The sequence below is a fragment of the Glycomyces dulcitolivorans genome (genome assembly GCF_003265355.1).
GTDB lineage: Bacteria > Actinomycetota > Actinomycetes > Mycobacteriales > Micromonosporaceae > Glycomyces > Glycomyces dulcitolivorans.
The window spans coordinates 1-12,110 of sequence record NZ_QFRW01000251.1; the positions used below are offsets into that span (position 1 = coordinate 1).

Consider the following 12,110-nt stretch of genomic DNA (forward strand, 5'->3'; position numbering starts at 1 on the left):
AGTAGGGAACGCGACGAATACTCACAAGAAGCGGGGGACGGAGCCATCGGCTCCGTCCCCCGCTTCTTGTCGTACCCCCGCGATATTTTTAATACCAGGGGTCCCTTAAGGGGACATTTCGGGAATATCCCGTTTCATGTTTCGGATCCGCAGGTCAGCAGCCGTCGAAGACGTCGCCGCCGCGCTGGGTCCCGGGGCGGTCGATGCGGGAGCGGCTCGTGGTCGGCTCGCCGAAGAACTGCTCCAGCTCCATGTCGTCCAGTTTGAACCACTCGACCGAGTCGGTCGGCGCCATGGACTCCTCGGCCTCCACGCTCCGGTCGAGCGCCGAGCGCAGCTCCAGGCGCAGCCGCGGGTAGCGCGGGTCGAAACGCACGGTCTTGAACCCGACCGAGCGGTAGAAGTCCGCGGGGACAAGGCACGCCCCGGCCTCGCCGCGGGCGTCGCCGAACGTCTCCAGCGCGTAGATCCCCCGCCGCGCCACGTCCGCCGCGACGGTCTGCACCAGCTGGCGCCCCAGCCCCGTGCCCGCGAACGACGGGTGCACGTACGCCGTCATCAGCAGGGCCGCATCGGGAGAGACCGGCCCGGACGGGAACTCCATCGAGCGGGGCACGAACTTCGGGGAGGCGTAGGTGACGAACCCGGCGACCGCGTCGCCCTCGTAGGCGATCCGCCCGCACCCGCCCCATTCGAGGAGCGTGTGCGACAGCCACGCCTCCTTCTCGATGGCGGGCTCGCCGACGTCGCGCGCCGCCTCGGCGCACAGGGGCGACAGCTCCCAGAACACGCAGGCGCGGCACCGCCTCGGAACCTCGTCCAAGGAGTCGAGTGTGAGGTTGACCATGCGCCGATGCACCCGTCCAGCCTACGCGGGTGAGGGGTCCACATGACGGAAAACACGCGCGGCCTGCATCCCGTGTGCTAGTAGAGTGGTCCGATCACTGTGCGCGAACGGCGGCACTCGCCGACCGCTCCCCGCCAGGGGCCGTAGGCTGGCCGACAGGACCCTTGCGACACGGGTCCGAACGACGCAGAGCGCGACCCGCGACCACGGTTCGCGGGCGACGAGGACCATCAGAGGAGGTCTCCGCGTGTCCGGTACAACACTCGACGATTACACCGGTCGCTACGCATCCCGGGTTCACGGGATGGCACAGTCGGAGATCCGCGCACTGTTCTCGGTCGCATCGCGCCCGGAGGTCGTCTCCCTCGCCGGAGGGAACCCGTACACGGCCGCGCTCCCCATGGACGAGCTCGGCGAGATGTTCACCCGCCTGCTCTCCCAGGTCGGCGCCGAAGCGCTCGGCTACTGCCCCGGCCAGGGCAGCGTCGCGCTCCGCGAGGCCCTCTGCGGGGTCCTCCAGCACTCGGGCATCCGCGCCTCGGCCGACGACCTCGTCCTGACCACCGGCGCGCAGCAGGGACTCGACCTGCTCGCCCGCACCTTCCTCGACCCGGGCGACATCGTGCTCGCCGAAGGACCCACGTACGTCGGCGCGCTCGGCGCGTTCCAGGCCGCGCAGGCCGACGTCCGGCACCTCCCCATGGACGACGACGGGCTCATCCCCGCCGGCCTGGAGGAGGGGCTCGCCGCGCTCGAACGCGAAGGGCGCCGGGCGAAGTTCCTGTACACGATCCCGACGTACCAGAACCCGGCCGGCGTCACGATGACCGAGGACCGCCGCGAGGAGATCCTCGCGATCAGCGAGCGGCACGGGCTCCTCGTCATCGAGGACGACCCGTACTCGATGATCAGCTTCGACGGCACGCCGCCGGCGCCGCTGCGCGCCCGCGCCGACCGGGGCGTCATCTACCTCGGGACGGTCTCGAAGATCTTCGCCGCGGGCCTGCGCCTGGGCTGGGTCCTGGCCCCGCCCGCGGTGCGCGACAAGCTGCTCCTGGCGATCGAGGCGTCGATCCTGTGCCCGTCGGGGCTCACGCAGGAGGCCACGCTCCGCTTCCTCACGGAGATGGAGTGGCGCCAGCAGGTGAAGGTCTTCAACACGCTCTACCGGGATCGCCGGGACGCCCTCCTGGCCGCGCTCGGCGACTACATGCCCGACGGGATGACCTGGACGGTCCCCGGCGGCGGCCTGTTCATCTGGGCCACGCTGCCGGAGGGGCTCGACTCCAAGGCGATGCTCCCCCGCGCGCTCCAGGAGCGGGTGGCGTACGTCCCGGGCACCGGTTTCTACGCCGACGGCAACGGCCGCAGGGAGATGCGCTTGAACTTCTCGACCCAGACCGCCGAGGTCATCCGCGAAGGGGTCCGCCGCCTGGCGGGCGTCGTCGCGAGCGACATCGAGCTGCGCGACACCTTCGCGGGGGGCGCGGCATGAAGGAGGGCGCCGCAGCGGCGGACATCCGGGTCCTGATCCTCGCCGGGGGCATGTCGTACGAGCACGAGGTCTCGCTGAAGTCGGGCCGCCGCGCGGCCGACGCGCTCCAGCGGCTGGGCTTCGCCTGCTACGTCCGCGACCTCGACGGCGAGCTGCTGCCCGCGCTCCAGGAGTTCCCGCCCGACGTGGTCCTGCCGCTCGTGCACGGCCAGCCGGGCGAGGACGGGTCGCTCCAGGCGGTGCTCGAACTCATCGACCTGCCGATCGTGGGCACCGGTTCGACGGGCGCGCGCCGGGCGTGGAACAAGATCGCGGCCAAGGACCTGCTCCGGTCGGCCGGGATCCCCACGCCGGACTGGACGTCGATGCCGCGCCAGGCGTTCTCGGACTTCGGGGCGCGCAAGCTCCTCGACCGGATCGCCGCGAAGATGGGCCTGCCGCTGGTCGTCAAGCCGAACTCGGGCGGGTCGGGCCTCGGCGTGCACGCGGTGCACAAGGAGGACGACTTCCCGTCGGCGATGATGGGCTGCTTCTCCTACAGCGACACCGCGCTCATCGAGTCGTTCGTCGAGGGCCGCGACATCGCGGTCGGCGTGATCGACCTCGGCGACGGCCCGGTGGCCCTGCCGCCGGTCGAGATCGCGCCGCTCCACGGCGACTACGACTACGCGGCCCGGTACAACCCCGGGGCGACCCGCTGGACGGTCCCCGCGGCCCTCAGCGAGCCCGTGGCGGCCCGCGCGGCCGAACTGGCCCTGGAGGTCCACCGCACGCTCGGACTCGGCGACATGTCCCGCGTCGACCTCATGATCGACGACGCCGGCGGCATCCAGGTCCTGGAGGCGAACGTCGCCCCCGGGACCACCGAGACCTCGCTCCTGCCGATGGCGATCGAGGCCGCGGGCCTCGACTTCGGCGAGGTCCTGGCGACCATGGTCCGCCGGGCGCTCGCCCGGTCCTGATCCGCTCGGCTCACGCGCAATGTGAAGGGCGCCGATGTTTCACGTGAAACATCGGCGCCCTCAGTCGTCTTTCACCCCATCGGGGCGGAGTTCCGGACCGCCCTGAAGCGGCTGCGCGGCCAGGCGCAAGCCGCTGACCTGTGGTCCCAGAACATGAAAGCGGATATTCCGGATATGTCCCCTTAAGGGACCCCTGGATACAAAAATATCGCGGGGGTACGACAAAAACCGGGGTCGCTCGTTCACCCGATCGGGTAAGGATCCTTCAGTCGTCGCTGAGCCAGGCGGCGATGTACTCCAGGTTCATCTTCCACTCGTGCTCCTCGACCGGCGGGAGGATCTCGTCCCACATCGTCATGAACGGGCCGCGGAGCTGGAGGTAGCCGTGGGGGCGGGCGAGGAACCACTGCTGGAGGTGGGCGGTGCCGTCGCCCCAGCGGTTGACGTGGACCTGCGCGACCGATTCGAGCGAGCGGATCGCCCGCTCCAGGCGCACGGTGAGGACGCCGAGTTCGGCGGCGTGCATCGTCGACAGGTCACCGAGGTCGAGGTGCGCCCGCGGTTCGAGGATCACCACCACCGGGAGGCCGCTCGGGGCGGGCGGGCTCTTCAGGCGCCAGCGTTCGTTCGACCACAGGTAGACCGAGTCGGGCGTATGGCAGGCCGCGCACTGCTCCTGGCGGTCGCCGCGGCGCGGGGGCTCCGCGTCCACCGGCTCCTGGAGCGGCTTGATGCGGAGTTCGCCTTCGAACGGGAAGGCGGGCCAGTCGACGAAGGCGGGCAAGTTCGGCCGGACGCCGCTCGCACGCGGGTTCGGGGGTCGGGTGTTCGTCAAGTCGGGCTTCGAATTCGGGCCGGGGGTACTCGCAGCTGCCACCATCGAAAAATACCCCATGAAGGCGAGAGTGGAAACCACCGGAATCCACCTTTTGGCAGATTTCAACTGGGTTAACTCGAAGAACGCGTTCCGGACTCCCGACAGTGGAGCGATCATAGTCCGCGAACCAGGCGAATCGGTGGCGGACAACGCGTTTCATGGTCACAAGTGACGTGCGCCCATATGGCGGGAAGCCCCTGTCCGGAGGGCCGGTCCATAGGGCAAGCTGGAAGGCGTGCAAGCAACAGTGACTGATAGTTCCACGCCGGAGGCGACGCCCGTTTCGGGCGGCATCGCCGTCCTGGTGGACCCCCCGGTCACCGCCGCGCTCGTTGACGAACTCAGCCACCTCTGGGTGAGAGTGACGAACGCCGGCGGTTCCGTCGGGTTCGTTCCGCCGGTCAACATCGACGAGGTCCGCCCTCACACCGTTTCCATTCTCGCGCGAGTGATCGACCGGACTGACACGCTGGTCGCTCTAAAGGAAGGAGCCGCCATTGTCGCTTGGTGTGTTCTCACATCAAACGACAGCCCGCCGCGACACGGGTGGCGAACCATGCGCCACGTCCAGGTCGACCCCGCCCGGCAGGGCGGCGGTCTGGGGGGCAAGCTTCTGGCGGCCGTCGACCATGTTGCCCGCGAAGAGCTGAAGCTGGAGGCGCTCAGCCTCAAGGTCCGCTCGGGCACCGGCGCCGACGCCTTCTACCGGCGACACGGATTCACCGAGGTCGGCCGTCTGCCGCGCGCCGTGCGCATGGCCGATGACGACTACCGGGACGACATCATCATGTGGCGGGAGCTCTCCTAGCCGCAACCGGAATCAAACAAGGGGCGGGATGTTTCACGTGAAACATCCCGCCCCTTCGTTCGTGTCTGCGGACCGTGAGCCCGGCGGCTACTCCACGCCGATCTGCTCGACGATGCGGTCGAGGTCGGAGAGCGAGCCGAACTCGATGACGATCTTGCCCTTCTTGCGGCCCCAGGAGATCGACACCTGCGTCTCGAAGTGGTCCGAGAGGCGCTCCTTCAGCTCCTCCAGGCCGGGGGCCTTGATGCGGTCCTTCGCGGCGCGCGAGTCGCGCGGGCGGGGCTCGTCGAGCTCCGGCTTCTCCTCCAGGCGGTTGGCCGTCACGAGCTCCTCGGTGCTCCGCACCGACAGGCCCTCGCTGATGATCCGCTCGGCGATGTGCTCCTGCGAGTCGGCGCTGTCGAGGCCGAGGAGCGCGCGGGCGTGGCCCGCGGTGAGGACGCCGGCGGCGACCTTCGTCTGGACCGTGGGCGGCAGGCCGAGGAGGCGGATCATGTTCGAGATCTGCGGGCGGCTGCGGCCGATCTTCTTGGAGAGCTCCTCCTGGGTCACGTTGAACTCTTCGAGGAGCTGCGCGTAGGCCGCGCCCTCTTCGAGGGGGTTCAGCTGCACCCGGTGGATGTTCTCCAGGAGCGCCTCGCGGAGCATCTCCTCGTCGGCCGTGCGGCGCACGATGGCCGGGACGGTCTCCCAGCCGAGGGCGGTGGCGGCGCGCAGGCGCCGCTCCCCCATGACGAGTTCGAAGCGGGCGCCGTCCTCGCGGGGCTCGTCGGCGGTACGCTCGCGCACGGCGATCGGCTGGAGCATGCCGACCTCGGTGAGGGAGGTCTGGAGTTCGAAGAGGTGCTCGTCGTCGAAGTACTGCCGCGGCTGCTTCGGGTTGGTGCCGATGTCGGGGATCGGGATCAGCTGGAAGCTCGCCCCCGGGACGGGCACGAGGTCCGGTCCTTCCGATGTTTCACGTGAAACATCGCGGGCCGGCTCGGGCTCGGGAGCCGATGTTTCACGTGAAACATCGCGCTCGACCGGGACCGCCTGCCGCGGAGCCGCGATGGGAGCCGGGGACTCGTCCTCGGTCGTCGTGCTCTCGGCCAGGCCGGTCGGGATGAGCGCACCCAGTCCGCGACCGAGCCCCCCGCGTTTCGGAGCAGCCATCGACTAGTTCCCGCCCTTCTGGTTCTTCCCGCGCCGGGAGAGTTTCGCGCCCCGCAGGGCGATCTCCTCGGCCGCTTCGAAATAGCTCGCCGCACCCCGCGAACCGGGGTCGTACGTCATGATCGACTGCCCGTAGCCGGGGGCCTCCGAGACGCGGACGCTCCGGGGGACCACCGCGCCGAGCACGATCTCGCTGAAGTGCCCGCGCACTTCCTGCTCCACCTGGTCGGCGAGCTTGGTCCGCTTGTCGTACATGGTGAGCAGGATCGTCGAGACCCGCAGGCGCGCATTGAGGTGCGCCTTGATGAGTTCGATGTTCCGCAGGAGCTGGCCGAGTCCTTCGAGCGCGTAGTACTCGCACTGGATCGGGATCAGGACCTCTTCGGCCGCGACGAGCGCGTTGACCGTGAGCAGGCCGAGCGACGGCGGGCAGTCGATGAAGATGTAGTCGAGGTCGCCGCTGTAGGTCTCGATGCTCTTCTCCAGGCGCCCTTCACGGGCGACCACGTTGACGAGTTCGACCTCGGCGCCGGCGAGGTCGATCGTCGCCGGGATGCAGTAGAGCGAGGGGATGCCGTCGACCGGGGTCGCGATCTCGTCGAGCGACATGCCCTCGACGAGGGCCTCGTAGACGCTCGGCGTGCCGGCGCCGTGCTCGACGCCGAGACCGGTGGAGGCGTTCCCCTGCGGGTCGAGGTCGATGACCATGACGCGGTTCCCGTGCAGCGCCAAGGCGACCGCGAGGTTGACCGTGCTCGTGGTCTTGCCGACGCCGCCCTTCTGATTGGCGACGGCGAAGACGCGGCGGCGGGTCGGCCGGGGCATCGTCACCGAGCCGGAGGGGTTGAGGACGCGGACCGCGCGCTGCGCCTCCCGCGCCAGCGGGAGGTCGTCGTCGAGCGGGTCGGGCTGCGCCGGCACCGGCTTCGCAGCGGTCTTGCGCCCGTTGCTGCCCTGCGCCTCGTCCGGCGCCAAGTGCCGTCCGGCCCTGCCGCGCGATGTCTTCGTCATCCCGTCCCCCCGTTCGCCGCTGCTGTCCAGCCGGTCGGACGTCCCGACGCCCGCGCCGGACTGCCTCGCCACCGATTCTGACCCAGTCTGCCCGTAGGCCGGGGCTGCGCCACCCGATTCGGGTGAGGTTTCTCGATAGCGGTGGCGGCGGGAGGGCGGGGCCTCCTCGCTCACGGCCGCATCGAGGAGGTTCCGGATACGCCGTTCAGCCGGGGTATCGCCGCCAAGGGAGCTGTGTTCACGATCTTCGGGGGGAAGGGGGTCGCGCACGTTCACCGCCACAGACTACGGGCCGAATGTTTCACGTGAAACATCGCCCTGCTCGGAGTAACTTACTCGGGATAGGTTATCCGAACCGACCGCTCATCGCCGAATGCAAAGTGCCGCGACGAGGCTCTCATCGCGGCACTTGTTGCGGTTCTTCGGTTTTCGGGAGATGAATTCTCCGGACGTCTTGGCGCGGTTGGCTAGTGCACCCGCTCGATCTCCACAACCGTTACAGGCACGGTGAACACGGGATCGCTCAGCTTGTACTCGCCGCACGTGAGGATCGAGGCCTTCGCCCCGCCGAGCGCGCGGATCGCGTTCGAGTCGCGCTTGATCTCCTCCTCCGCGCTCTGCCCCTTGATCGCCAGCATGACGCCGCCGATCCGCGCCAGCGGCAGGCACCAGCCCGCCAGCTTCCCCAGGGGCGCAACGGCACGCGAGACCACGATGTCGGCCTTCCCCTTCGGGTCCACCTCTTCGGCGCGGGCCCGCAGCACCTCCACGTTCCGCAGGCCCAGGCCCGCAATGACCTCGTCGAGGAAGTCCACGCGGCGCTGCATCGGCTCCACCAGGGTCACCCAAATGTCCGGGCGGGCGATCGCCAGGGGGATGCCCGGGAGGCCGCCGCCGGACCCGACGTCGATCACGTCGGAGTCCTGCGGGATCAGCTCCTCGACCACGGCGCTGCCGAGTACGTGCCGGCCCCACAGCCGCGGCACCTCCCGCGGCCCGATGAGGCCGCGCTCGATCCCGATGGTCGACAGGAGGCCGACGTAGCCCTCGGCGAGGGCGATCCGCTCATCGTCTGCTCCGAACACAGAGGCCAATGTTTCACGTGAAACATTGGCCTCAGCGGGTTCAGAGCCTTCCGGCTCTTCGCTCATTCGATCGTCGTCTCCGCCGGCTTCACCACGACCCGGCGGCGCGGCTCGGCGCCCTCGGATTCGCTCTGCACACCGTCGGTCGCGTTGATGACGTCGTGGACGCACTTCCGCTCGAAGGCGCTCATCGGGTCCAGCTTCACGACGCTCGCGGTCTCGATGACGCGCTTGGCGGTCTTCTCGGCCAGCTCGGTGAGCTTCTTGCGGCGCCCGGCGCGGTAGCCCCCGATGTCGAGCATCAGGCGCGAGTGGTCACCGGTCTTGCGGTACACCGCGAGGCGGCACAGTTCCTGGAGGGCTTCGAGGGTCTGGCCCTTGGGGCCCACGAGGCCGCCGAGGTCCTCCCCGACGATCTCGACCTGGGGGCGGTCGCCGACGACGAGTTCGTCGATGTCCCCGTCGAGGTCGAGGATGTCCAGCAGGCCCTCCATGTAGTCGGCCGCCACTTCGCTCTGCTCAAAGAGGTCGTCTTCGGAGGCCACCTCGTCCTCCCGCACCGTTGCTCCCATAATTGCCAACTCGTCCTATCGCTCGTTATAAGCCTAGTTTGCACCATTGTGGCTGATCCGGCGGCGCCTGCGTCGCCCCGGACCGTCCCCCTAGCCTTTTTTCTTCTTGGAGGCCTGCTGCGCGCCGCTGACCTTCTTGGCCCGCGCGATGCGCTCGGCCCGTGAGAGGTTCTTGCCCGCGCCGGGGCCGCCCTTGCCCGGTGCGGACCCGTTGGCGCCGTTGACGGCGGAGCCGTTCACCCCCGGCGCCGGGTCCGGCTTCGGGGTGGTCGAGGCCGCGGGCTTGGGCCGCTTGCCGGGCTTGGGGGCCAGGTCCTTGCGGCGCTGCTCGGCCTCGCGCTGCTCTTCGAGCATCTTCTCGTGGGCCTTCGTGCCGGGCTTCGGCGGCTTCGCGTTCGGGTTGTTCTGCGCGGGCGGCGGGTACTTGTGCAGCACGAACTGCTGCTGCCCCAGCGAGAACAGGTTGTTGACCGTCCAGTAGATGACCACGCCGATCGGGAACGCGCCCGCGGAGAAGATCATGATGACGGGGATGCCGTAGAGCATCACCTTCTGGATCATCCGCTGGTTCGGGTCCTCGTTCCAGCCGGTCTTGAGGATCATCTGACGGGTGGTCAGGAAGGTCGTGAGGATCATCGCCGCGCCGAGGACGCCGGCGACGAGCTTGACGTCCAGCTGGGAGGCGTCGACCTTGGCCAGCTGGTCCGCCGGGGTGAGGAACGTGCTCCAGAACGGGGCGCCGAACAGCTTCGCGTCGACGTACGTGTTCCAGTTGTTCTCGGTCCAGCCGTACAGCGTGTGGTACATGGTCTGGTCCGGGTCGGGCCGGCGCAGGACGTGGAACAGCGCCAGGAAGACCGGCATCTGGATCAGGATGGGAAGGCAGCCCATGAGCGGGTTGGCCTTCTCCTTCCGATACAGCTCCATCATCTCTTTCTGGAGCGTCTCGCGGTCGCCCTTGTAGCGCTCCTGGAGCGCCTTGATCTCAGGGGCGAGCTTCTGCATCGCCCGCTGCGACTGGATCTGCTTGACGAACAGCGGGAAGAGGATGACGCGGAGGGTGATGACGACGCCGACGATGGCGAGGACCCATGCCCAGTCGGTCGCCAGTGCCTGGTTCCCGTGGAAGACGTTCGACCAGAGGTCGTGCCACCGCAGCAGCACCCAGGACACGCCGTCGTAGGCCCACTCCATCACTTGCGGACTCCAGTCATCTCGCTCTTCGAATTCATCACGTGCTCATGCCGTGGGGGTACGGGGTCGAAACCCCCCGGATGAAAGGGGTGGCACCGTCCCAGCCTTCGCAGGCTCAACCATATGCCACGGACGGCGCCGTGCTCGGACAGCGCCTCAAGGGTATATGCGCTGCAACTGGGGTAGAAGCGGCAGCGGGCCGGAAGGGCCGGGCTTATCCAACGACGGTACGCGACGACGGGGGCACCGACCAACCGGACCAGGGGTGACCTGGCCTCCCGTCCAACAGGTTTCGCTGCCGGCGAAATGCCGTGGGGGGCCGGTCCCGCTGCGGGGACCGTCATGGCCGGCCCCGCTGGTCGCGGCCCCGGCCGCCCTTCGCGGTACGGGCCGCCTTGACGGCCTCGGCGAGGTCGCGGTGGAGCTCGTCGAAGTCGCGCTCGGCGGCCTTGGGGGTGGCGCGGACGACGACGTCGGTTCCGGCGGGCCAGTCGGCGAGTTCGGCGGCGGCGGCGTGGCGCAGGCGGCGCTTGACCTTGTTGCGGACGACGGCGTTGCCGACGGCCTTGGAGACGACAAAACCCGCCCGCGCCGGGCGGTTCGCTCCGGCTTCGGACGGTGTCGTCTCGTGGTGTTCGTCTGTGCTCTCGTCAGTGCGCTCAGGTGCCCAGTGCACGACGACTCCGCCGCGGGCGGCGCGGCGGCCGCGCTTGAGGGCGGCGCCGAAGTCCCGGCTGCTGCGGATTCGCGCGTCGGCTGGTAGCACCTGGATCACGTCCTCATCGGGAGCCCCCGCGGGCGGGCCGTGGCCCGCCTCGCGCAGGGGTCTTCCTGAGGCAAGCGCTCAGACGGTCAGCTGCTTGCGACCCTTGTTGCGACGCGCGTTGATGATGGCGCGCCCGGCACGGGTGCGCATGCGCAGCCGGAAGCCGTGGGTGCGGTGGCGCCGGCGGTTGTTCGGCTGGTAGGTGCGCTTGCTCACGACGGATGTCTCCCATTACGAATCAAATTGCCACTGCGCCAGGCCCTCTCGGGGCCCAGCCCCGGACCGGGGCTACGGGGACGCGGAGAACAGCCTAGCAGGGCTTTCACCGGCGGCCTCAGCCGCGGACGACGGGTGTGGCATGCCCCTCTGGTTCGACGGGCAACCACCTCATGTTACTCGCCGCACCGGTGCGGTCGCCAACCCGGGGCCGTTCGCGCCCGGGGCGCGGCACCGTCCTTCCGGGAGGGCCCGCGGGCGCCTCGCGGGGGTGTCCGCAGAGGTCCCGCGACCGGTGCGAGCAGCCTGTGGATAACTTCGTCCGGATCGTGGGCGACTTTCACGGCACCGGAACGGCATCGTCCGAGGACTCGCGAGAAATTGCAGGTCATGACCGTGATTCAGGAAACATTGTCACAAGCGGCGCATGTGCACAGGGCAGCTGAAGGCCTGTGGATAACCTGTGGAAAACTTGCTGGAACGCGCCGCGGGCGACACCAGGGGAACCGGGTGCGGCGGTGCGGACCGCCTGCATCGGAGCCTACCGGTTGCGGCCTCCGAACTTCGCTAATCCGACCGTTCGGGGACAGAAGACGAGCACAAAGGGATGGCGAACGTGACCGACCGAGATCTGTCGGCAGTCTGGTCGGCGGTGAGCGCCGAGCTGGCTGAGGCGTCCTCGCTCACCCGTCAGCAGGCGGCGTGGATGCGGCTGTCGCAGCCCGTGCTGTCGATGCCGGGCACGTTCATCGTCGCCGCCCCCGACAAGTTCGCCCGCTCGGCCTTCGAGTCGAAGCTCCGCGTCCCGATCAGCGAGGCCCTCTCCCGGCACCTGGGCCAGCCGACGCAGATCGCGGTCACGTTGCAGGAGAAGCAGGTCGAGGCCGCCTCGGCACCGGAGCCGCCCGCGGCCCCGGTGAACGGCACGCCCGTCGAGACGGCGCCGGTCGATGCGGGGGACGCGACGATCGTGTTCGAGCGGCCCCGCTTCGAGGACCCCGAGCCGCCCCGGCCCCGGGCCGTCCCGGCGCAGAACCCGCCGAGCCTGTTCGACACCGCGGCGTTCCGTCCCGGCGAGGCCCCCGAGGCCCGGCCGGCCGAACCGGCCCCCGCGCCCGCGCC

Annotated in this window: 13 protein-coding genes and 1 pseudogene; 4 read left to right on the forward strand and 10 right to left on the reverse strand. The window is 69.4% G+C overall.

Going from position 1 to position 12,110, the window contains the following annotated elements; translation table 11 throughout:
• Positions 1-154 precede the first annotated feature (154 nt).
• Entirely contained in the window at positions 155-859 is a 705-nt protein-coding gene (locus DI269_RS16655) for a GNAT family N-acetyltransferase (protein WP_112137815.1), read from the reverse strand.
• A gap of 235 nt (positions 860-1,094) precedes the next feature.
• Between DI269_RS16655 and DI269_RS16660 the strand changes: the two genes are divergently transcribed.
• Positions 1,095-2,342 (forward strand): aminotransferase-like domain-containing protein, encoded by a 1,248-nt coding sequence (locus DI269_RS16660; RefSeq protein ID WP_112137817.1) that lies wholly within the window; start codon positions 1,095-1,097, stop codon positions 2,340-2,342.
• On the forward strand, positions 2,339-3,304 hold the full coding sequence (locus DI269_RS16665) for a D-alanine--D-alanine ligase family protein (RefSeq protein WP_112137820.1): 966 nt from the start codon (positions 2,339-2,341) through the stop codon (positions 3,302-3,304). The genes DI269_RS16660 and DI269_RS16665 overlap by 4 nt, the downstream gene beginning before the upstream one ends.
• 265 nt (positions 3,305-3,569) lie before the next feature.
• Here the strand turns inward: DI269_RS16665 and DI269_RS16670 are convergent, their stop codons facing one another.
• Positions 3,570-4,088, reverse strand: a complete 519-nt coding sequence (locus tag DI269_RS16670) for a hypothetical protein (protein ID WP_232822782.1) — start codon at positions 4,086-4,088, stop codon at positions 3,570-3,572.
• 340 nt (positions 4,089-4,428) lie between these two features.
• On the opposite strand from DI269_RS16670, the gene DI269_RS16675 reads away from it, so the two are divergent.
• Positions 4,429-4,989 carry a GNAT family N-acetyltransferase gene (locus tag DI269_RS16675; protein WP_157975043.1) on the forward strand — a complete coding sequence of 187 codons (561 nt, stop codon included), beginning with the start codon at positions 4,429-4,431 and terminating at the stop codon, positions 4,987-4,989.
• A gap of 87 nt (positions 4,990-5,076) precedes the next feature.
• On the opposite strand, the gene DI269_RS16680 is transcribed toward DI269_RS16675, so the two are convergent.
• The 8 genes from DI269_RS16680 to rpmH form a co-directional block, all read right to left on the reverse strand.
• Positions 5,077-6,144 (reverse strand): ParB/RepB/Spo0J family partition protein, encoded by a 1,068-nt coding sequence (locus DI269_RS16680; protein WP_112137829.1) that lies wholly within the window; start codon positions 6,142-6,144, stop codon positions 5,077-5,079.
• A gap of 3 nt (positions 6,145-6,147) precedes the next feature.
• A complete protein-coding gene (locus DI269_RS16685; protein WP_112137832.1) occupies positions 6,148-7,155 on the reverse strand; it encodes a ParA family protein in 1,008 nt (335 codons plus the stop codon).
• Between the two features lie 467 nt (positions 7,156-7,622).
• Positions 7,623-8,240, reverse strand: a complete 618-nt coding sequence (gene rsmG, locus DI269_RS16690) for a 16S rRNA (guanine(527)-N(7))-methyltransferase RsmG (RefSeq protein ID WP_232822784.1) — start codon at positions 8,238-8,240, stop codon at positions 7,623-7,625.
• Between the two features lie 62 nt (positions 8,241-8,302).
• The gene (locus DI269_RS16695) at positions 8,303-8,812 is read right to left on the reverse strand and encodes a Jag family protein (RefSeq protein WP_112137836.1); all 510 of its coding nucleotides are present in this window, start codon (positions 8,810-8,812) and stop codon (positions 8,303-8,305) included.
• Between the two features lie 90 nt (positions 8,813-8,902).
• Positions 8,903-10,006: a membrane protein insertase YidC gene (gene yidC, locus DI269_RS16700; protein WP_112137839.1), complete on the reverse strand. Its 1,104-nt coding sequence runs from the start codon at positions 10,004-10,006 to the stop codon at positions 8,903-8,905.
• The gene (gene yidD, locus DI269_RS16705; RefSeq protein WP_408612304.1) at positions 10,006-10,260 is read right to left on the reverse strand and encodes a membrane protein insertion efficiency factor YidD; all 255 of its coding nucleotides are present in this window, start codon (positions 10,258-10,260) and stop codon (positions 10,006-10,008) included. Before yidD ends, yidC begins: the two co-directional genes overlap by 1 nt.
• 86 nt (positions 10,261-10,346) lie before the next feature.
• Positions 10,347-10,772, reverse strand: coding sequence for a ribonuclease P protein component (gene rnpA / locus DI269_RS16710; protein WP_112137845.1), 426 nt, complete (start codon positions 10,770-10,772; stop codon positions 10,347-10,349).
• A gap of 78 nt (positions 10,773-10,850) precedes the next feature.
• Positions 10,851-10,988: a 50S ribosomal protein L34 gene (gene rpmH / locus DI269_RS16715; RefSeq protein WP_112137843.1), complete on the reverse strand. Its 138-nt coding sequence runs from the start codon at positions 10,986-10,988 to the stop codon at positions 10,851-10,853.
• Between the two features lie 616 nt (positions 10,989-11,604).
• Between rpmH and DI269_RS16720 the strand changes: the two are divergent.
• A pseudogene (locus tag DI269_RS16720) lies at positions 11,605-12,110 on the forward strand (hypothetical protein); the annotation flags it as partial.

Excerpts from the sequence above, each read along its gene's own strand:
- DI269_RS16665 (WP_112137820.1), top strand. The coding sequence starts at position 2,339 with ATGAAGGAGGGCGCCGCAGCGGCGGACATCCGGGTCCTGATCCTCGCC.
- yidC (WP_112137839.1), bottom strand. The coding sequence starts at position 10,006 with ATGGAGTGGGCCTACGACGGCGTGTCCTGGGTGCTGCTGCGGTGGCAC.
- DI269_RS16685 (WP_112137832.1), bottom strand. The coding sequence starts at position 7,155 with ATGACGAAGACATCGCGCGGCAGGGCCGGACGGCACTTGGCGCCGGAC.
- DI269_RS16680 (WP_112137829.1), bottom strand. The coding sequence starts at position 6,144 with ATGGCTGCTCCGAAACGCGGGGGGCTCGGTCGCGGACTGGGTGCGCTC.
- DI269_RS16695 (WP_112137836.1), bottom strand. The coding sequence starts at position 8,812 with ATGGGAGCAACGGTGCGGGAGGACGAGGTGGCCTCCGAAGACGACCTC.